The sequence below is a fragment of the Deltaproteobacteria bacterium genome (genome assembly GCA_016218975.1).
Classification (GTDB): domain Bacteria; phylum Desulfobacterota; class Deferrimicrobia; order Deferrimicrobiales; family Deferrimicrobiaceae; genus JAENIX01.
The window spans coordinates 168,596-188,001 of the sequence record JACRCO010000053.1; the positions used below are offsets into that span (position 1 = coordinate 168,596).

19 protein-coding genes are annotated in these 19,406 nt (G+C 62.1%); 8 read left to right on the forward strand and 11 right to left on the reverse strand.

The genetic code is table 11. The annotated features are described in order from the left end of the window. Positions 1-93 precede the first annotated feature (93 nt). Positions 94-780, reverse strand: a complete 687-nt coding sequence (locus HY896_07380) for a rhomboid family intramembrane serine protease (GenBank protein MBI5576171.1) — start codon at positions 778-780, stop codon at positions 94-96. A gap of 93 nt (positions 781-873) precedes the next feature. Here HY896_07380 and HY896_07385 point away from each other — a divergent pair, with 93 nt between their 5' ends. After that, a complete protein-coding gene (locus HY896_07385; protein ID MBI5576172.1) occupies positions 874-1,797 on the forward strand; it encodes a TonB family protein in 924 nt (307 codons plus the stop codon). A 4-nt stretch (positions 1,798-1,801) separates the two neighbouring features. Here the strand turns inward: HY896_07385 and gcvH are convergent, their stop codons facing one another. From gcvH to HY896_07430, 9 genes are all read right to left on the reverse strand, one after another. After that, positions 1,802-2,191, reverse strand: coding sequence for a glycine cleavage system protein GcvH (gcvH, locus tag HY896_07390; GenBank protein MBI5576173.1), 390 nt, complete (start codon positions 2,189-2,191; stop codon positions 1,802-1,804). After that, positions 2,188-3,054 (reverse strand): bifunctional methylenetetrahydrofolate dehydrogenase/methenyltetrahydrofolate cyclohydrolase FolD, encoded by an 867-nt coding sequence (gene folD, locus HY896_07395; protein ID MBI5576174.1) that lies wholly within the window; start codon positions 3,052-3,054, stop codon positions 2,188-2,190. Before folD ends, gcvH begins: the two co-directional genes overlap by 4 nt. Before the next feature lie 188 nt (positions 3,055-3,242). Continuing rightward, positions 3,243-3,530: a zinc ribbon domain-containing protein gene (locus tag HY896_07400; protein MBI5576175.1), complete on the reverse strand. Its 288-nt coding sequence runs from the start codon at positions 3,528-3,530 to the stop codon at positions 3,243-3,245. A gap of 167 nt (positions 3,531-3,697) precedes the next feature. Then, positions 3,698-5,320 carry a chaperonin GroEL gene (groL, locus tag HY896_07405; GenBank protein MBI5576176.1) on the reverse strand — a complete coding sequence of 541 codons (1,623 nt, stop codon included), beginning with the start codon at positions 5,318-5,320 and terminating at the stop codon, positions 3,698-3,700. A 41-nt stretch (positions 5,321-5,361) separates the two neighbouring features. Further along, positions 5,362-5,652, reverse strand: coding sequence for a co-chaperone GroES (groES, locus tag HY896_07410; protein MBI5576177.1), 291 nt, complete (start codon positions 5,650-5,652; stop codon positions 5,362-5,364). Between the two features lie 178 nt (positions 5,653-5,830). Continuing rightward, a complete protein-coding gene (locus tag HY896_07415) occupies positions 5,831-6,103 on the reverse strand; it encodes a DUF507 family protein (GenBank protein ID MBI5576178.1) in 273 nt (90 codons plus the stop codon). A gap of 28 nt (positions 6,104-6,131) precedes the next feature. Next, positions 6,132-6,413: a DUF507 family protein gene (locus HY896_07420; protein ID MBI5576179.1), complete on the reverse strand. Its 282-nt coding sequence runs from the start codon at positions 6,411-6,413 to the stop codon at positions 6,132-6,134. A 12-nt stretch (positions 6,414-6,425) separates the two neighbouring features. Further along, a complete protein-coding gene (locus tag HY896_07425) occupies positions 6,426-7,379 on the reverse strand; it encodes an MTAP family purine nucleoside phosphorylase (GenBank protein ID MBI5576180.1) in 954 nt (317 codons plus the stop codon). Further along, complete coding sequence (locus HY896_07430) at positions 7,343-7,990, reverse strand: porin family protein (GenBank protein MBI5576181.1); 648 nt, start codon at positions 7,988-7,990, stop codon at positions 7,343-7,345. Before HY896_07430 ends, HY896_07425 begins: the two co-directional genes overlap by 37 nt. 151 nt (positions 7,991-8,141) lie before the next feature. Here HY896_07430 and aroF point away from each other — a divergent pair, with 151 nt between their 5' ends. The 6 genes from aroF to HY896_07460 all read left to right on the forward strand — a co-directional run bounded on the left by aroF (position 8,142) and on the right by HY896_07460 (position 16,268). Beyond that, on the forward strand, positions 8,142-9,161 hold the full coding sequence (aroF, locus tag HY896_07435) for a 3-deoxy-7-phosphoheptulonate synthase (GenBank protein MBI5576182.1): 1,020 nt from the start codon (positions 8,142-8,144) through the stop codon (positions 9,159-9,161). Positions 9,162-9,200: 39 nt separating this feature from the next. Further along, positions 9,201-11,513, forward strand: coding sequence for a PBP1A family penicillin-binding protein (locus HY896_07440; protein MBI5576183.1), 2,313 nt, complete (start codon positions 9,201-9,203; stop codon positions 11,511-11,513). 45 nt (positions 11,514-11,558) lie between these two features. After that, positions 11,559-14,345, forward strand: a complete 2,787-nt coding sequence (gene ileS, locus HY896_07445; protein MBI5576184.1) for an isoleucine--tRNA ligase — start codon at positions 11,559-11,561, stop codon at positions 14,343-14,345. A gap of 39 nt (positions 14,346-14,384) precedes the next feature. Beyond that, complete coding sequence (lspA, locus tag HY896_07450) at positions 14,385-14,861, forward strand: signal peptidase II (GenBank protein ID MBI5576185.1); 477 nt, start codon at positions 14,385-14,387, stop codon at positions 14,859-14,861. Beyond that, on the forward strand, positions 14,842-15,609 hold the full coding sequence (gene lgt / locus HY896_07455) for a prolipoprotein diacylglyceryl transferase (GenBank protein ID MBI5576186.1): 768 nt from the start codon (positions 14,842-14,844) through the stop codon (positions 15,607-15,609). The genes lspA and lgt overlap by 20 nt, the downstream gene beginning before the upstream one ends. A 140-nt stretch (positions 15,610-15,749) precedes the next feature. Then, positions 15,750-16,268, forward strand: a complete 519-nt coding sequence (locus tag HY896_07460; protein MBI5576187.1) for a hypothetical protein — start codon at positions 15,750-15,752, stop codon at positions 16,266-16,268. Between the two features lie 148 nt (positions 16,269-16,416). Here the strand turns inward: HY896_07460 and HY896_07465 are convergent, their stop codons facing one another. Continuing rightward, positions 16,417-17,466 carry an aldo/keto reductase gene (locus tag HY896_07465; GenBank protein MBI5576188.1) on the reverse strand — a complete coding sequence of 350 codons (1,050 nt, stop codon included), beginning with the start codon at positions 17,464-17,466 and terminating at the stop codon, positions 16,417-16,419. A gap of 218 nt (positions 17,467-17,684) precedes the next feature. On the opposite strand from HY896_07465, the gene HY896_07470 reads away from it, so the two are divergent. After that, complete coding sequence (locus tag HY896_07470) at positions 17,685-19,340, forward strand: DUF4382 domain-containing protein (protein ID MBI5576189.1); 1,656 nt, start codon at positions 17,685-17,687, stop codon at positions 19,338-19,340. Positions 19,341-19,406 lie beyond the last annotated feature (66 nt).

The window sequence follows — 19,406 nt, forward strand, 5'->3', positions numbered from 1 at the left end:
CCGATTGCCCTAATGCCCGGCAGCCGGTAGGTCCGTCGCCACAAGTATTGTTCTCAATTAAGTCTGAAAGGAACTTTAGTGTCAAGGGAATTGTCAAAGAACGACGGGCCTTCGCGGGGTGCCCCGGGGCGCCATCAGTTTGAGGAGCAACATGCCGGCGAGGAACCCCCCGATGTGGGCCCACCATGCCACTCCTCCGGTAAGAGCCGAGGAGCTCCCGAGCGACATCGCGCCGCTCGCGAACTGGATCAGGAACCAGATGCCCAGAAAAACGAAGGCGGGGATTTCCACCACGGTGAAGAAAATGAAGATGGGCAGCAGCGTCACGACGCGCGCCCGCGGGAAGAGAAGGATGTACGCGCCCAGGACCCCCGCGATGGCGCCCGATGCGCCGAGGTTGGGAACCATCGAGTTGGACTGGAGCAGGATCTGCGCAAGGAACGAGACGACCCCGCACATAAGGTAGAATGCGAGGAAACGGCCGTGCCCCAGCATGTCCTCCACGTTGTCGCCGAAGATGTAAAGATAAAGCATGTTCCCTATTATGTGGAGCCACCCTCCGTGCAGGAACATCGCGAAAAACGGAGTGACTATTTCCACCGGGTTCGACAGGAACAGGTGCCGGAACCTGTAGGGGATTACCGCGTAGGCGTACAGAAAGTCGTTCACCGCGTCGCCGAGCGAAACCTGGTAGAGAAACACAGAAACGTTCAGCACGATCAGCGCGTAGTTGACGAACGGCGTCCGTGAGGAAGGAATCGTGTCTCGGATCGGGATGATGGGAAAGCGCTCCTTGCTGCGATGGTATATAAAAGATGTTACAGGCGCAGCCCGCAATTGGAAAGAGCGATCAGGCTGTTATAATGTCAGGTTATGCCTGAGAACAGGACGATAGCGATATGCATCGCGCTGTCTTTCCTGGCGCACCTGACGGCTCTGTTCCTCGCCTCTTTCGTTCCGTGGACCGCCCGAAAGGGCGAAAGCGTGATGGTGGTGGACATCGCCGATCTTCCGCGGGCGCAGGATTTTCTTCCTCCGAAAGCGGGGATCATGGAGGGAGCCCCGCCGAAGCCGGCGGAAAAGCGCGCGCCGCCCCCCCCGAGGGCAAGGGGGAGAGAGCCGGTTCCACCCCGGATGATGAAGGGACGAGTGCCGGACCTGCCGGTCAATCCCGCCCTTCCCGCCGAGGAAAGCTTCGCGAATGTGCGCCCGAAGGATACTCCCGCCGGCCAGCCGGGGAAGGAAGCCTCGCAACAGCCGGCGCGCTCCGCCGGTAAATCCGCCCAGGGCGGAACCGGGAGCGCGGGGAAACCGCTCAGGGACCTGAACCCTTCGCTGGGAGCGACGGTCCTGGCGATGGCAAAAAAAGACGGCCCTGGAAGCGGCTCCGGCCCGGGGAACGCGGTGGGAACCAGGGGAAAGGCCGGCGACAAGGGAGGGATCGTCGAGGAAGGCGGCGGGGGCGCGAGACTCACCGCCCTGAACGCCCCCGAAATCCAGTACATATCGTACTTCGCCGGCATCAAGCGGAAGATCGAGTTGGTATGGGGCTACCCCGCGGGCGCCAACGGCATCGAAGGAGACGTCATCATCGATTTCGTCATCGCAAGGAACGGCAAGCTGATGTCGGCCACAATGATCCGGAGTTCGGGGAATCGGGCGCTGGACGAAGAGGCCATAGGGGCGATCCGGAAAGGAGCCCCGTATTCACCGATCCCGTCGGATTACAACATATCGAACCTTCAGATCCGCGCCCACTTCGAATACACCGTGACGCACACCCGCATCCTGCGGTGACGGCTCACTCGCCCGCGATATTGTCGTAAGCCTCCGGGGAGAGAAGGGAGTCCGTCCCGGCGGAGTCCGCCGGCCGGACGACAAGCAGCCAACCTCCGCCGTAAGGGTCCGCGGTGATCGTTTCGGGGGATTGCTCCGCAACGGGATTGATTTCGACCACGGAGCCGGAAACGGGGCTCACGACTTCGCACACTGCCGAAGACGATTCGACAAGCCCGATAGGCTCGCCGGAGGCAATCTCCGTTCCGGGCGGGGGAAGCTCGACGTACACCGCATCGCCGAGATAACTACCCGGCACATGCGTCAGGCCCACGCGCACCAGGTCCGCCCCTTCCCGGCGAGCCCAGACGTGGGTCCGCGCATACAGCCGATCCGTCGGAACGCCCTGGTTCAGGTGCGGCTCCGCGCCGCCTGGAGCCGGGCGGCCTCCAGCGTGTTGCAAAGGAGCATGGCGATGGTCATCGGGCCGACACCGCCGGGAACGGGAGTGATCTTCCCCGCTATCTCCCTTGCCTCATCGAACGCCACATCACCGGTCAGCTTTCCGTCGGGAAGCCGGTTGATCCCCACGTCGATCACGACCGCCCCCGGCTTGATCCAGGAGCCGCGGACCATACCGGCCTTCCCCACCGCGGCAACGACGACATCGGCCGAACGCACCACGGACGGCAGATCCTGCGTGCGCGAATGGCACATCGTCACCGTGGCGTGGCGGGCGAGCAGCAGGAACGCTACGGGCTTGCCGACGAGTATGCTGCGACCGACGACGACTGCATGCTTGCCCTTAAGGTCGACCTTCTCGTGATCGAGCATCCTGAGGACTCCGTACGGAGTGCAGGGGATCAACCCCGGTCGCCCGGAGAGAAGGCGCCCCGCGTTCACGGGGTGCAGCCCGTCCACATCCTTGTCGGGGGAGATGGCTTCGATCACCCTGCTCTCCTCGATCCCGTCCGGAAGCGGGAGCTGGACGAGGATCCCGTGGACGGAGCCGTCCGCGTTGAGCCGCGCCACGAGATCCAGCAGCTCCTTCTCCGGCGTGGTCGCGGGCAGGTCGATCTGCCGTGAGAGCATCCCCGCTTCGATGCACGCTTTCCCCTTGTTCCGGACGTAGACGCGCGAGGCCGGATCCTCCCCGACGAGCACCGTTGCCAGGCAGGGGAGGATGCCGGTGCGGGCGGAGAACTCCGCCGCCTTCTCCTTGACCTCGGCGCGGACCGCCGCCGCGATGGCTTTTCCGTCTATCAGTTGAGCGGACATCGATGCCCTCCTCCGCGAAAATACACGGAGGGGTCGGAATCCTCCGCTCAGATTTTTTCAAAGGATTCTAACAGATATTACGCAAAATACGGCCCCGCCGTAGAAGCGGGTCCTCCTCCACTGAAGCTACAGAGGGTACTCCGTAGCTGTAAATCGGGAACGACGCGGAAGATTGCAGCGAAGGAGTATTATTCGGCTTTCGGGCAGCCGGCGCAGGCAGGTGAAGCATCCCCGCCGGAGGCGGGACAGGATGCCGGTTTCTTCGGCGCCTTCCCGTTACCCCCGTCGTGCGACTTGCTGCCGGGGTAGTCGTTGGCGTAAAAACCCGCTCCCTTCAGCACGAACGCGCCCGCGGAAATTTTCTTTTCCAGTTTCCCGCCGCATGACGGGCATCGCTTCAGGGGAGCGTCGTGTATTCCCTGAAGCTTCTCGGTGGTTCCGTTGCACTTGCGGCACTGATACTCGTAGATCGGCACGGTCTTCATCCTCGCATTGCAGGAGCGCGGTTCATGACCCGCTCCCAAAGTTGCGGGACGCCGCTGCCGTCGGCCGGCAGCGGCGTCCCGTGTTCGCCATTATACTTTAAATCAAGGGACGTTCCTTCGGCCAAAATAAGTTCAGGAACGTCCCCGGCTTCAAGTATTTAATACATCCCGCCGCCGCCCGGAGGCATCGGGGGCATCTTCTCCTTATCTTCCGGCTTCTCGGCGATCGCGCACTCGGTGGTGATCATAAGTCCCGCCACCGATGCGGCGTTCTGGAGGGCGACGCGCGTCACCTTCGTGGGATCGAGGATCCCGGCCTTGATCAGGTCTTCGAACTCCTCGGTGGCGGCGTTGTAGCCGAAAGCGCCCTTACCGTTCTTGATCTTGTCCACCACGACGCCGCCGTCCTGCCCGGCGTTGATGGCGATCTGCTTTGCCGGCTCGAACAGCGCCTTGCGGACGATGTCGAGGCCCGCCGCCTGGTCGTGGTCGAGCTTGACGCCGTCGAGGGACGAAGCCGCGCGGATGTAGGCCACGCCTCCGCCCGCCACGATCCCTTCCTCCACCGCCGCGCGGGTCGCGTGCAGGGCGTCCTCCACCCGCGCCTTCTTCTCCTTCATCTCGGTCTCGGTCGCCGCGCCGACGTTGATGACGGCAACGCCGCCGACCAGCTTCGCCAGACGCTCCTGGAGCTTTTCCTTATCGTAGTCGGAGGTGGTCTCCTCGACCTGCGCGCGGATCTGCTTCACCCGGCCCTCGATATCGGCCTTCTTGCCGGCGCCGTCGATGACCGTTGTGTTGTCCTTGTCTATCACGACGCGCTTGGCACGCCCGAGGTCGGAAAGCTGGACCGCCTCGAGCTTGATCCCCATCTCTTCCGCGATGGCCTTGCCGCCGGTGAGGATGGCGATGTCTTCCAGCATGGCCTTGCGCCGGTCGCCGAAGCCGGGGGCCTTCACGGCGCAGGCGTGCAGCGTGCCGCGGAGCTTGTTGACCACCAGGGTTGCAAGCGCCTCGCCCTCGACTTCTTCCGCCACGATGAGGAGCGGCTTGCTGGAGCGAGCGATCTGCTCGAGCAGCGGGAGCAGGTCCTTCATGTTGGAGATCTTCTTCTCGTGGATGAGGATGTACGGATCCTCGAGGATGACTTCCATCCTTTCGGGATCGGTGACGAAGTACGGGGAAAGATAGCCGCGGTCGAACTGCATCCCCTCGACGATCTCGAGGGTGGTCTCCATGCCCTTGGCTTCCTCGACGGTTATGACGCCTTCCTTGCCGACCTTCGACATCGCCTCGGAGATTATGTTGCCGATCGTCTCGTCGTTGTTCGCGGAAATCGTGCCGACCTGGGCGATTTCCTTCGGATCCTTGGTGGGCTTGGACATCCTCTTCAATTCGCCTGCCACCGCCTCGACCGCCTTGTCTACACCGCGCTTGAGGTCCATGGGGTTGTATCCCGCCGCCACCAGCTTGGAGCCTTCCTGGTAGATCTTCTGCGCCAGCACCGTGGCCGTCGTGGTCCCGTCGCCCGCCACGTCGCTCGTCTTGGAGGCGACCTCCTTCACCATCTGCGCGCCCATGTTTTCGAACTTATCGGGGAGCTCGATCTCCTTGGCCACCGTCACGCCGTCCTTGGTGACAAGCGGGGAGCCGAACGACTTCTCGATGATCACGTTGCGGCCGCGGGGCCCCAGCGTCGCCTTCACGGCGTCGGCCAGGATGTCGACGCCGATCTTGATGCCGGCGCGGGCCTCCTCACTGAACTTGAGCTGTTTCGCCATCGTAACGTTCCTCCTTTTTTCGTCCCGTCAATGGGTGATTGTTATTTTTCGAGTACGGCGAGGATGTCGTCCTCGCGAAGGATCAGGTGCTCCTCGCCATCGACCTTGATTTCCGTTCCGGAATACTTTCCGAAAAGGATGCGGTCGCCCTTCTTCACTTCGGGGGTCACCCGGGTTCCGTTGTCGGTCACCTTGCCGGGACCTACGGCGATGACCAGCCCTTCCTGAGGCTTTTCCTTTGCGCTGTCGGGGATGATGATTCCGCCCTTGGTCTTCGTTTCCTCTTCCACACGCTTGATCAGGATTCTGTCCTGCAACGGCTTCACCTTCATGGTGCCTCCTCCTGCGGATGTTTATGGAGTGTCGGCCTTTCGGCTGTTAGCACTCGCCAGGGTTGAGTGCTAACAACGATAATAATCAACGCGGCGAAAGGATGTCAAGGGGGTAATGGAAAAACGGAAAAGACGGCGGACTTGCGCGGAAATGCGGTAAACCCGCATTTTTCACCATTTAAAGCTTCCTGCGGGCGATCTCCTCCTCGAAATACTTCCGGTAAAGGATCTCCCATTCCCGTCCGCCTTCCGGGACCTTCCTGGAAAGGCTTGCGATTTTCCGCCTGACGAAGGTGTCCACGTCGTCCTCCGCCCGGACGTATGCCTGCAGGGCGGCCTTAGCCTCGCGCAGAGCCATCCCCTCGTCGGGGAAATCGGCAAGATCGTCCTTGTACAGCCTGTCGATCACAAGGCGCGAAAGGTGGGATATGCGGTCTTCCGTCAGCCGCAACGCGTATCTCCATGGACGGAAGGAGCGATCAAAGGACGATCCCCCGTTCCTTCGCGAGTCGTTCCTTTATCTTCTGGAACATCAGGTGGGCGCTTGCCTGCGATTGGACCAGCTCCCGGGAATGCTTCTCCAGCAGCGCCTCGACCTCCCTGTCGAGCGCTTCCTCCCGCTGGAAGTCCTTCGTTATCTCACCGATCATTTTCGCCAGCAGGACGTCGTCGGCGGCTTTCGGCCGGAACAGCCGCTTCTCCTTCCAGCGGGAAAGGATCACACGGCAGATGCTCCGAATCTGTTCCTCGCGGACCTTCAACCGCTCCTCCTGCTATAGCCCGCATTTCTTACCGGGCCTGGCGGATACCCACCTTCTGAAATCATCGCCGATGATCCCCCGCCGACGATATCTTTCCATCGAAACGGCGCAGGGGCAATCCCTTTTCCGGCCGGCGAGCGAACATGCCGCCGCCAGCGCCAGCGCCGGGATGGCGTTTTTCGCCCGCTCCACGCGCTCGGCCGCTTTTTCGGGGAGCATCCCCTCGAAAAGTTTCCCGCTGCGGTACGGCAATGATTTTACTCCCTCCGCGTAGTTCGTCAGGTAGCCGAGCGGCGCGTAGCAGATCTCCAACTCCCGCGCGAGGAACGCCTCCGGGCACAGGGTCATCCCCACCATGTCCGCCCCGGCGGTTCCCAGGAAGCGGATCTCGGCAGGCGTCTCGAGACGCGGCCCCTCAGTGCATGCGTATGTTCCCGCGGCATGCAGCCGGATCCCGGCCTTTTCGTTTTTCCACGCTTCCCGAAGCGCACCGCGGAGCGTTTCGCAAAATACCGGGAATTGGCGGATGAACCCGATCCCCAGCCCTTCGAAGAAGGTGGAGGGGCGGTTCCGGGTGAAATCGAGCAGATCGTCGGGAAGGACGAGATCGCCGGGACGATATTTCGCGGAGAGGATTCCCGGTCCCGTCCATGCGAAGATACGCTCGACGCCGAGCGATTTCGCCGCGTAGATATTCGCCCGGTAATTGACGTACGGCGCGGTTTTTTCGTACCCCCGTTCCCCGTGCCGGGAGAGAAAGAGAAAACGGAAGCCGTCTTTTTCGCATTTATGGATTGGGTTGGAGATGCCGAAAGGGGTTCGCACGCTGCGGACGGAAAGACGGCGCCCAAGCGTCCCTTCCGGGAGCGCATAAGCCCCGGATCCCCCCAGAAGGAGGACCCGGGGCGGATCGTGCGGATCGAGGCTTCTCAGAACGATACCCGTACCCCCATACCCAGGGACCATCCGCTCGTATCGACATCTATCCCGCTGAACTTGGGTTCGACGAAGTGATATTTCCCTTCGAAGTTCAATGCGACACGCGGATTTAGCCATGCATCCACGCCCAGCGAGAAATAAGCGCCGACGGTCGTGTCGGAATCGTCGATCCCCGGCTCTTTCAGGTCCGCGAAGTACATGCCGAGCCCCGCGCCGGCGTACGGCTCGAGCACCGGATGGGGCAGGATCAACCGAAGGCCGAACGTCAGCGGAACCACGCTGACCTCATCCGAGCCCCTCTCGGCTTCGAATCTTCCCAAGGCGCCTTCGATCGCAAGGTTCGGCGATACGCGGGACCCGATGCCGAGGTCGAAGCTGCTGCCCGTGTCGTACCCGCCCAGGCCGCCGCCAGTAGTTGTAGGCGCGTCGTCATTGGGCTCGAAGAAGCCCCCGTGCACGAAGAAGTAGGGCTGGCCGTACACGGCGTGCGTGGGAGGAGGAGCGCCCGCTCCCCGCGGCGGCGGGGGGCCCCCGTTCCGATACCGCTCAGGCCGTTCGTACCTGTCCGCCGCCTGCGCCGTGGCCGCAAGCGCCGCAAAAAAGATAACTGCCAGGATCCCTGCCGCGATTTTCTTCATCGCCCTTCTCCTTTTCTGCCGATGATAAATGCGCGGGCACGAGGCAACATTCAGGATAACCCCCGTCCCGATGGAAATAAAGTGTCCGTTTGCCTATAATGGATGCCTTCCCGGGGCTTACAACAATACGTCCATCGAAAGGGAGATATTCATGATCATCGTCATGGAGGCCAGGGCCTCCAAAACGGAAATCCGCTCCGTCCTCGAAAAAATCAAGGAATTGGGGTACACGCCCCACACGATCCACGGGAAAACGCGGAAGGTCATCGGCGCCATCGGCGACGAGCGCGGGAAGATCGTCCTGCAATCCCTCGAATCTCTACCGGGCGTAGAGCGTGTCGTTCCCATCCTCAAGCCGTACAAGCTCGCAAGCCGCGAGGTCAAGCCCGAACGCACCACGATCAAGATAGCGCCCGGAGTTACGGTCGGCGACCGCCAGCTCCTCGTCATCGCGGGCCCCTGCTCCGTGGAGAGCGAACAGCAGATGGTGGACACGGCGCGGGCGGTGAAAGCCGCCGGGGCGCATGTGTTGCGCGGAGGGGCGTTCAAACCCCGCACCTCCCCCTATGCGTTCCAGGGGCTTGCCGAGAAGGGCCTGAAGATCCTCCGCGCCGCGGGGGACAAGGCGGGTATGCCCGTGGTGACCGAGGTCATGAACCCGATCGACGTCGAGCTGGTCGCCGACTATTCCGACATCCTCCAGGTCGGAGCGCGCAACGTCCAGAACTTCGCCCTGCTGAAGCGGATCGGGAAATCGAAGCGGCCTATACTTCTAAAGCGCGGAATGATGACCACGATCACGGAATTCCTGATGAGCGCGGAATACTGCATGTCGGAAGGCAGCCGCCAGGTCATCCTCTGCGAGCGGGGAATCCGGACTTTCGAGGACGCCACCAGGAACACGCTCGACCTCTCGGCGATCCCCGTCCTTCGGGAGCGCACTCACCTGCCCGTAATCGTCGACCCGTCGCACGGGACGGGGCACGCGGCGTACGTCCCGCCGATGTCTTGCGCGGCGGTGGCTGCAGGCGCCGACGGCCTGATGATAGAGGTGCACCCGAAGCCGGAAAAGGCCCTCTCCGACGGGCCGCAATCGCTCACGTTCGAAAAATTCCGGGAGATGATGGAGGCTCTGGCGGGATTCATCTCCGCTGCGGGGCGCACGATCTGACGCAAGCCGCATCATCATGTTGATGCAAGCCGCACTATCATGGGATTGAAGCGTTATTTTCGCGGAGGCATCCTTCTCGCGGCTGTCGCCGTCTTCCTTCTCCTTCGGGCGGGATGGCTGTACTACAAGGTCGGGATCGCCATGTCCGGCGGCGCATGGGAAGTGCCTTCCATCCTGTACGGCCGTCCCACGCGTATCCATCCCGGCGATTCCCTCGCCAACTTGAGGCTTTCGGAGCGGCTTTCCCGTCTTTCATACAGGAAAGTCGCGGGCAAACCGCACGATCCCGGCACATGGTCGGAAGGAGAGGGCCGTATCCGTATCCACATCCGTAATTTCCGCTACGGCGAGCAGGAAGAGCGGAAGTTCCCCGTGGAAATCGAGGTCAAGGACGGCCGGATCGCCGCGATGGCCACTACCGCCGGCGCTCCGCTCGAAGAGGTCGTGATCGATCCGGAGGAGGTCGGAAGGATCCTCGGGCCCGGCAGGGAGTCCCGCAGGCCGGTTTCTCTGGATGCCATCCCGAAGAGGCTGCAGGACGCGGTCCTCGCGGCGGAGGACTCCCGCTTCCATTCCCATGCCGGCATCGACGCGATCGGCGTCGCACGCGCGGTCTTCGCCAACCTGCGCCATATGAGGTACGCGCAGGGGGGCTCGACGATCACGCAGCAGCTCGCGAAGAACTTTTTCCTGACCCCGAAGAAAAGCCTGTGGCGGAAGCTGCGCGAAGCGGAGCTGGCGCTACTGATCGAGCTCCGTTATTCGAAAAAGGAAATACTGGCGGCGTACCTCAACCAGATCTATCTCGGGCAGGAGGGGCCTCAAGGCGTTTACGGCGTCGAAGAGGCGGCGCGGCACTACTTTTCCAAGGGGGTCGACAGGCTCTCCCTCGAAGAAGCGGCGTTGCTGGCGGGGATCATCCGTTCACCCAACCGGTATTCGCCGTTGCGTATGCCGGCCGCGGCGAAGGAGAGGAGGAACTGGGTCCTTTCCCGGATGTCGAAACTGGGGATGATCCGCGAGGAGGAATATCGGGATGCGGCCCGCTCTCCCGTCCGGACGAACGTCAGGCGCGCCCCTGCGCGAGGGGCGGAATACTTCGCCGATTACATCCAGAAATTCGCGGAAGACAGCCTTGGCGACGGAAAGGTTTATCGTGCGGGCTTTCGGATCTATACGACGCTCGACCCGTTCCACCAGGCGGCTGCGGAAGCGGCCGTTTCCCGGGGTCTCGCCGACATAGATCAGCGCAAGGGGAAAGCCGGCGAACCGCTCCAGGCGGCGCTGGTCGCCATAGATCCCGCCACGGGCGAGCTCACGGCGATGGTGGGAGGCCGAGGGTACGGCGATACTCAATTCAATCGGGCAGCCGACGCAATCCGCCAGCCCGGCAGCGCGTTCAAGCCGTTCGTGCTTCTTGCCGCGATGGACCAGGCCGCCAGGGAAAAGGGGAAGATCACCCTCGCCACCTCCGTGTCGGGGGAACCCGTTTCGATTCCCACGCCCGAGGGGGCGTGGACGCCCGCCAATTTCGAGGGGAAACGGTACGGAACGATCACCGTACGCCGGATGATAGAGAATTCCGTGAACACCGCCACCGTCCGGCTGGCGACGCAGATCGGGCTCAAGGAGATCGTCTCCACCGCGCGGGATGCGGGAATCGAAAGCCCGCTATCCCCCGTTCCGTCGCTTGCGCTCGGCAGCTTCGAGGTGACTCCCGTCGAACTGGCGTACGCCTATGCGACCATCGCCTCGGGGGGGATGCGCTACAACCCGTTCCCGCTCGATTCCATCATCGGGGCGAAGGAAGAAACGGTCTACCTGGGAAAATCCGGCGTGAAGCAGGCCGTCGATCAGAGGGCGGCGTATCTTGTCTCGTATGCGCTCGAAGGGGTGATAGACCGGGGGACCGGCAAGCCTGCCCGCTCCGCCGGGATCGGTTTCCCCGCCTCGGGCAAGACCGGGACGACCGACAAGAACCGCGATTCCTGGTTCGTGGGATATACGCCCGAGGTCGTGTGCGCCGTGTGGGTGGGAAGGGACTCAGGCGGGGACACGGGGGTAACCGGGGCGGAGGGTGCGCTCCGCATCTGGAGCCGGTTCATGAAGTCAATATACTCCTCGGCGGGACCGCGGGCGCTTCAACCGCCGCAGGGGATCGTTACCGCCGAAATCGATCCCGCCTCGGGCTTCCTCGCCACTTCCGCATGCCCGGAGCGTTTCACAGAGGCTTTCATCGAGGGGACCGTCCCGAAGGAAACGTGCCCGCTCCACCAGGTGCATCCGCTGGTGGAGTCCGTCAGGAAAGGGCTTCGCGGCATCGGCGACTTCTTCCGCAATCTCTTCAAATAGTGATATAAGTATCGTTTTAAACGGTTAGACGGGGTCACGCCGAAGATGGATTACAAGGACACGCTGAACCTGCCGCAGACCGGATTCCCCATGCGGGCGAATCTCGCGCAACGGGAGCCCGAAACCCTTGCCCGGTGGGAAAAGGACGGCCTTTACCGGGCGATGGCCGAACGCCGCAAGGGAAGCGCGAAATTCGTGCTCCACGACGGCCCGCCTTACGCCAACGGCCATATACACATCGGCCACGCGCTCAACAAGATCCTGAAAGACATAATCGTGAAATTCCGGTGCATGTCCGGCTGCTGGGCCGAATACGTCCCCGGTTGGGACTGCCACGGGCTGCCGATCGAGCACCAGGTGGACAAGAACCTGGGAGGCAGGAAGGAAGCGATCCCCACAGGGGAGAAACGGAAGCTCTGCCGGGAGTACGCCGCGAAATTCATCGACATCCAGCGGAAGGAATTCAGGCGGCTGGGGGTCCTGGGCGACTGGGAGAATCCGTACCGGACGATGACGTTCGACTACGAGGCCGGTATCCTGCGTGAATTCGGCCGCTTCGTCGAATCGGGAGCCGTCTATAAGGGGACCAAGCCCGTCTACTGGTGCGCCACCTGCCGGACCGCGCTTGCCGAGGCCGAGGTCGAATACGCGGACCACACCTCGCCTTCCATATACGTTAAATTCCTTTTCATCGATCCGCCGGAAAAGATCCACCCCGCTCTTGCCGGGAAGAAGGTGTATTTTGTCATCTGGACGACGACACCATGGACGATCCCTTCGAACCTGGGAATCGCGCTCCACCCCGAATACACCTACGTCGCGCTCGACGCCGGCGGCGAGGTTTACGTGGTTGCGGAAGGTCTCGCGGAGCGGTTCGCGGCCGAGGTCGGACTGGGCGATCCCGCGCGCCTTGCATCGTTTCATGCGACGGGCCTCGAACGGCTGCGGTGCCGGCATCCCTTCGCCGGGCGGGATTCCGTCATCGTCCTTGCCGACTACGTCACGCTCGATGCGGGCACCGGGTGCGTCCACACCGCGCCGGGCCACGGGCGCGAGGACTACGAAACGGGGCTCAAATACGGCCTGGACATATACGCCCCGCTGGACGACGCGGGCCGCTTCACGAAGGACGTACCATTCTTCGCGGGGTTGCAGGTATTCGAGGCGAACCCGCGTGTCAACGCGAAGCTGGCAGAGGTCGGCGGGCTGCTGAAAGAAGACAAGGTTTCCCACTCCTACCCGCATTGCTGGCGTTGCAAGCATCCGGTCATCTTCCGCGCGACGAAGCAGTGGTTCATCTCGATGGACAACACGGGCCTTCGGGTGAGAGCGCTGTCGGAGATCCGAAAGGTCAGGTGGATTCCCTCGTGGGGGCAGGAACGGATCGAGGGGATGATCGCGAACCGGCCCGACTGGTGCATCTCGCGGCAGCGGGCGTGGGGCGTCCCGATCGCGATCTTCCAATGCGCCGCCTGCGGGCATTACCTGCTCGACCGCAATCTGATCGACCACGTCGCGGGCCTGTTCGACAGTGAAGGCGCCGACGCCTGGTTCAACCGGGAAGTGAAGGACCTGTTGCCGCCGGGAGTCTCCTGCCCGGAATGCAAGGGGACGGAGTTCCTGAAGGAGACCGATATCCTGGACGTCTGGTTCGATTCGGGCGTCTCGTACGCGTGCGTATGCGAAGGGAAGGAAAACCTGGGCATCCCGGTGGACCTGTACCTGGAAGGGTCCGATCAGCACCGCGGATGGTTCCACTCCACGCTGCTGGCAGCGGTGGGGACGAGGCAGGCGGCGCCATACAGGGCGGTGCTGACCCACGGTTTCGTCGTCGACGGAAAAGGCGAGGCGATGCACAAGTCGAAGGGGAACGTCATCGCCCCCGAAGAAATCATCAAGAAGAACGGGGCGGAGATCCTGCGCCTGTGGGTAGCCGCGGAAGATTACCGGGACGATATCCGCATTTCGAAAGATATTCTCGACCGCCTGACGGAAGCATACCGGAAGATCCGGAACACCATCCGGTTCCTGCTCGGCAACATCGACGGATTCGATCCCGCGCGGGACACCGTGCCGTATGAGCTGATGCAGGAGATGGACAGGTACGCGCTCGTTCTGTTCAACCGCCTTGCGGAGAAGGTCCTGCGCGCGTACAGGAACTACGAGTTCCACCTGATTTTCCACGCGGTGAACAACTTCTGCTCGGTAGACATGTCGAGTTTCTACCTGAACGTGCTGAAGGACCGTCTTTACTGCTCGAAAGCGGACGATCCGGGAAGGCGCTCCGCCCAGACCGCGCTGTTCGAAATCGCGCGAGGCCTGCTTTCATTGCTCGCCCCGGTCCTTTCGTTCACCGCCGAGGAGGCGTGGGGATATCTCCCCGCTTACCCGGGAAAACCGGAGAGCGTATTCCTGACCGACCTGCCGGAACCCGTGGAGCTCCTGGAGGCCGAGGAGATCGCGACGCGTTGGGACAGAATTCTCGTGCTGCGCGCGGAGATCGCCCAACCGCTGGAAGCGGCGCGCAAGGCCAAGCTGATCGGGAGCGACCAGGATGCGCTTGTGCGCGTTTCGCCGGGGCCGTTCGCCGGCATTTTCTCGACCCGCCTACAGGCCATCAAGGAGGTCCTGATCGTCTCCGGGATTTCCGTCGAAGACGTCTCGGGCCCCGGGACATACGAGAGCGCGGCGTTCCCCGGCCTGAAAGCGACGGTGGAAAAAGCTCCGTGGCCCAAGTGCGAACGCTGCTGGAACCATACTCCCGCAGTCGGCACGATCGCTTCCGCGCCCGAGCTGTGCGAGCGGTGCGCCGATGCGGCGGGAAGCAGGTAGGCCTCCTCCTTGAGCGTCCTTCGAAAGTTCGCCCACCCCGTGATTGCCGCGGCCGTCCTTACAGTCGCCGACCAGTACAGCAAGGTGTGGATCGTCCGCAATTTCCCGCTCTTCGAGTCACGGACCGTTTACGAAAGCTTCTTCAACATCGTCCACGTGCGGAACACGGGAGTCGCCTTCGGGATGCTGTCCAATCTGAATCCCCACTGGGTCAATCCCCTGCTGATCGTGACAACTGTGCTGGCGGTCGTCGCGGTCCTGGCGTATATCCACATCCTTCCGGGGCACGGACCTGCGCCGTGCGGACTGGGGCTGGTTCTCGGAGGGGCGATCGGGAACCTGATAGACAGGGCGCGGCTCGGCTACGTGGTGGATTTCCTCGACCTGCACTGGCGGCACCATCATTGGCCCGCCTTCAACATCGCCGACATCGGGATCACCGCAGGAATCATCCTCCTCATAATCGACATGCTATTCTGGTCGAAGGAGGTCGAGGGTGCACCCCGTACTCATTAAGATCGGAAGCCTCAAGATCTACTCCTACGGGGTGTTCGTGGCGATCGGATTTCTCGCGGCGCTCTGGGTCGCCGGGAAGGAGATCGACCGGAAAGGGCTCGACCGGGAGAAATTCTACGACCTCGGCTTCTGGGTCGTGCTTGCGGCCATCGCCGGCGCGCGCGTCTTCCACGTACTGGTCTACTGGGAGCATTACCGGTTCGATCCGGTGGAGATCCTCCGGCTGTGGAACGGCGGGCTGGTCTTCTACGGCGGCTTCATCGCGGCGCTTGCGGCGTCCTTCTGGTTCCTGCGCAAGAACAGCATGCCGTTCCTGCAGGTTGCCGACGCATCTTCCCTGGGCATCCCTTTAGGTTTGGCGTTCGGGCGCATCGGATGCACGGCCGCAGGCTGCTGCTACGGAAAATTGACCACCGTTCCCTGGGCCATCGTTTTCACCGACCCGGCATCGCTCGCCCCGCTGCATGTGCATCTCCATCCGACCCAGATCTACGAATCGCTCGCCGCCTTCGCCATAGCCGGCGGGCTGTATGTCACCCGCGACCGGTTCGAAACTCCCGGCATGAGGTTCTGGGCGTTGCTGATCGTCTACGGAATCGTCCGGTCCTTCCTTGAAATTTTCCGCGACGACCCGAGGGGCTTCCTGGGCCCCTTCTCGGAATCGCAGATCGTCTCCGCCGTGTTGATCTCTTACGCGGTCGTCTCGATCGTCCTCGCGCGCACCCGTTCGGCGAACGCACTGAAATAACGACCCTAAGTGCTTCATTTCATAAATACGGTAGCATTCGAGCGCCGCTCCGCTTTCGGTGGAAACTTTATCCTCCGCCTCCGGGTTCAAAGGGATAGGCGGTTATTCAACCGCCATTTTCTCGAGGAGGAGACAAGGCAATGAAGAAAGAATGGTTCTCGACGAAATTATTCCTGTTCGCGGGGCTTGCCCTTCTGTTCGCGTTTGCGGCGCACGCCGCGGAGAAGGATTGCAGGGAATTCGGCGGACGGAAGCACCACAGGATGAAGTACGACCTGAAGACCGTCGAGACGGTTTCGGGAGAGGTTCTCAAGGTTAGGGAGTTTACTCATCGCAGGGGCGCCGGGACAGGCATAAGCCTGGTCCTGAAAACGGAGAAGGAAGAAATCCCCGTTCAAATCGGCCCGTCGTCCTTCCTGGAAAAAGAGGGCTTCAAGTTCAGCGAGAAGGACAAACTGGAGGTGACCGGCTCGCGGGTCACCGGAAAGCGCGGGAAAACGTTCCTGCTCGCCGCGCAGGTGAAGAAGGGCGACTCGCTGCTCAAACTTCGCGACGAGAAGGGCTTCCCCATCTGGGCCCCGATGAAAGGGGAGAAAATGAGGAAAGGCGGGCCGGCGCCGGAGACGGAACCGAAACCGGAAATGAAGGAAGGAAAGTGACCCGGTTGATAAGGAAGAGCAGGCTTGTGAGGTAGCGCCACCATGAACCTTTAGCGCATCGACCACCCAGCTACGGCATTCGAACGGTGTCCCTTCTCCTCACGTGGCGAGGCGGAGGGACACCGTTTTTCAATCCGTTGATCGCGTTTCAGCTCCGCGTGCGGTGAGCATCGATCAGCGGGTACGTGTCGCCGAAAACGTATTTCCTCGCTCCCACGAGAAAATCGTGCGGGAACCCGAGCTCGATCCTGCTCGCTTCGTCCAGGCGGGACAACTGGGCGTCCGTCAGCACCAGGTCAAGGCACCCCATGTTGTCGTAGACCTGCGCCACCGTCCTGGCCCCGATTATCGGCACGATCACTCCCCACGATTGCTGCCGCAGCCACGCCAGTGAAACCTGGGAGGCGGAACGGCCCGTTTCCGCCGCGACCTCCGAGACGACGTCCGCTATCCGGAAGTTGCGTTCCGTCAGGAAGACGCTGCCCCATTCGGCGGCGACATCGTACCTCGCTCCGTGAGGCTTCCCTTTCCCTGATTTGTATTTCCCGGACAGCATGCCTCCTCCCAGCGCGCCCCACGGCGTTATCGCGATGTCCATCGCCTTCGCCATCGGCAGGAGGTCACGTTCGGGAGTCCTTTCTATCAGGCTGTACTGTATCTGGAGGCCCGCGAAGGATGTCCATCCCTTCAGTTCCGCCAGCGTGTTCGCACGGGAGACGATCCACGCCGGAGCATCCGATACGCCGATGTAGATCACCTTCCCCGCCCGCACGGCGTCATCCAGCGCACGCATGACCTCGTCGGAAGGCGTCATGAAATCCCACGCATGCACCCAAAGCAGGTCGATGTAATCCGTGTTGAGGCGATTCAGGCTCGCGTCGAGCGACTGGACCAGGTTCTTCCTGTGGTTCCCGCCCGCATTCGGGTCTTCAGGGCGAAGCGTCAGGGTGTACTTCGTTGCAAGGACGATATGCCCTCTATCGGAAGCTATGAACTCCCCCACGTACCGCTCGCTCGTTCCGTTTGTATAAAGGTTCGCGGTGTCGATGAAGTTCCCCCCCGCCTCCACGAAGCGATCGTAGACTTTTCGGCTATCCTCCTTCGACGACCCCCACCCCCATTCCTCGCCGAACGTCATCGCGCCGAGGCACAGCTCCGATACCCTCAAGCCGGTGTTACCGAATAGCTTGTATCTCATCGGCAAACCCCCTTTTCATTTCGTGCCGGAAATTTCGTTCCGGCGCCGGAAACTTCGATGCGCACCGCCGGCGCGTCGTTCCTATCGTCTCACATAATTCCCAAAATAAAACCCTTTCCATTCAATCCTTTACCTTTTTCCGGAAACTTTTTCGGCGTTATTCGGGTTATACGCGGCGAAATCGATTTTCCTATCCCGCCTTGGAGGAGGATACTCCGATGAGATGCAATCCATTCCTCTTGATTCCGGCAGCGCTGCTGATGTTCGTTCTCGCGACCTGCGGAGGAGGCGGGGACGGCGGCCCGACAGGCACCGGGCAGATCAGCTTGACCGATGCCCCGGGCAATGAAATCGAATTCGATAACGTTCTCGTCACGGTCAAGTCGGTCTGGTTCCATACGAGCGACGCGGCAGGAGCCGGAGACGACGGGTGGCTCAAGTACCCGCTTCCTTCGCCCAAAACGGTCGACCTCGCCCGCCTGACCGACGGCGCGGTTTCGCAAATCCTCGACAGGAAACTTCCGGTGGGGCACTACCGGCAGATACGTATCGTCCTCGCGCCGACCGAGGACTCGAGCTACCTTTCTCCGTACAACAACGAGGTAATCGTGGGCGGCGCCGTTGCTCCGCTTCGCGTCCCCGCCGCAGACCATGGCATCAAGCTCGACGGATCGTTCCAGGTGACTGAGGGCGGGACGCTCAATCTCGCCATCGACATCGATATCGGCCACGATGTCGTTCCGTTCGGGAACGCCGGAAACGGAAACCGTGAGTACATTCTCAAGCCGAGGCTGCGGTATTTCGACTGCGACAACGTAGGGTCGATTACCGGCAGGATCGATGCCGCGACACGCGCCGCCGGGTATTACTTCGTGTTCAAGGCCGAGCAACTGGAGGCCGGTCCGGGCACCGACAATCTTTACCATGTGAGGCGGTTTACGGCCGTCGGCTTCCAGGGCGACAACACCGCGTTCCGCCTGTCGTTCCTGAGGCCCGGGACCTATGACGTCGTCATGCGGGGGAGGAACGTGGACACTGTGATAGTGCGGGGGGTGACCGTCAACGCGGGAGCGAACACCGATCTGGGACCCGCGATCGACATGCCCTCGGGAAGCGGCGAGTTCCCGGCGAACACGAGCGTGAGCCCGACCGGCTCGTGGGTCAACTTCTACCAGACGCTCGACAACACCGCCGCCGGCACACCCGTCGAGTATCCGTACGAGATTCGTTTCCGTCATATCTCGCCGTTCACAGGCATATTCTTCGACAACATCGCGCTGTCCAACGGGAAGCTTCACCTTCGCGCCTACGCAAACGGGACAACCACGCTCGTCGCCGGTTACGTGACGCCGCAAGAGTGGAACGGCGGAGGCGGCATCGCACGGTTCGGGGCGGTGGCGGATGCGCACCTGTTCGCCCCCAGCGCCTACGTCGTATTCGACAACACGGCTCCCGGCCCTGTATCGGGAGTCCCCGGCCCGACGTTCGGCTCGAGATTGCCGGTATCGGCTCCGGCTTCGCCTGCGGTCGCATCCGGCGCGATCTTCTCGTTACTGAACAAGCCCATGACCCTGGACAAGGTCTACCTGCTGGCGGTTCACGGCGGCAGGGTCGTCGACTCCTTCCTGCCGACGCAGGCGTCAGGCCCGATGACATGGACGATGGTGAGTGGACGGATGCAGGCCCCTTACGAGTTTCCGTATCTGCCGGGGAACATTCCCGGAGCCTTCTACGGTATCGACGGGTTCGGATGGTCGCCGCCGGGATCTCCAAACGGCCCGGCGTTCGCGGTGGGGATGGCCCCGGCGATCGCCGACCTTAGGGCGGGCGACGACACGGCCGCGAACTTCACCATGGCAAGGATAATTCCTTGACCGGGCGCGCGGCGTTGCTATTGCCCACCTTGAAAATATTTCATATGCTCAAGCGGTCGGATTCGC

Excerpts from the sequence above, each read along its gene's own strand:
- HY896_07385 (MBI5576172.1), top strand. The coding sequence starts at position 874 with ATGCCTGAGAACAGGACGATAGCGATATGCATCGCGCTGTCTTTCCTG.
- HY896_07425 (MBI5576180.1), bottom strand. The coding sequence starts at position 7,379 with ATGGTCCCTGGGTATGGGGGTACGGGTATCGTTCTGAGAAGCCTCGAT.
- HY896_07440 (MBI5576183.1), top strand. The coding sequence starts at position 9,201 with ATGGGATTGAAGCGTTATTTTCGCGGAGGCATCCTTCTCGCGGCTGTC.
- ileS (MBI5576184.1), top strand. The coding sequence starts at position 11,559 with ATGGATTACAAGGACACGCTGAACCTGCCGCAGACCGGATTCCCCATG.
- HY896_07430 (MBI5576181.1), bottom strand. The coding sequence starts at position 7,990 with ATGAAGAAAATCGCGGCAGGGATCCTGGCAGTTATCTTTTTTGCGGCG.
- HY896_07460 (MBI5576187.1), top strand. The coding sequence starts at position 15,750 with ATGAAGAAAGAATGGTTCTCGACGAAATTATTCCTGTTCGCGGGGCTT.
- HY896_07470 (MBI5576189.1), top strand. The coding sequence starts at position 17,685 with ATGAGATGCAATCCATTCCTCTTGATTCCGGCAGCGCTGCTGATGTTC.
- HY896_07465 (MBI5576188.1), bottom strand. The coding sequence starts at position 17,466 with ATGAGATACAAGCTATTCGGTAACACCGGCTTGAGGGTATCGGAGCTG.
- groES (MBI5576177.1), bottom strand. The coding sequence starts at position 5,652 with ATGAAGGTGAAGCCGTTGCAGGACAGAATCCTGATCAAGCGTGTGGAA.
- groL (MBI5576176.1), bottom strand. The coding sequence starts at position 5,320 with ATGGCGAAACAGCTCAAGTTCAGTGAGGAGGCCCGCGCCGGCATCAAG.
- folD (MBI5576174.1), bottom strand. The coding sequence starts at position 3,054 with ATGTCCGCTCAACTGATAGACGGAAAAGCCATCGCGGCGGCGGTCCGC.
- aroF (MBI5576182.1), top strand. The coding sequence starts at position 8,142 with ATGATCATCGTCATGGAGGCCAGGGCCTCCAAAACGGAAATCCGCTCC.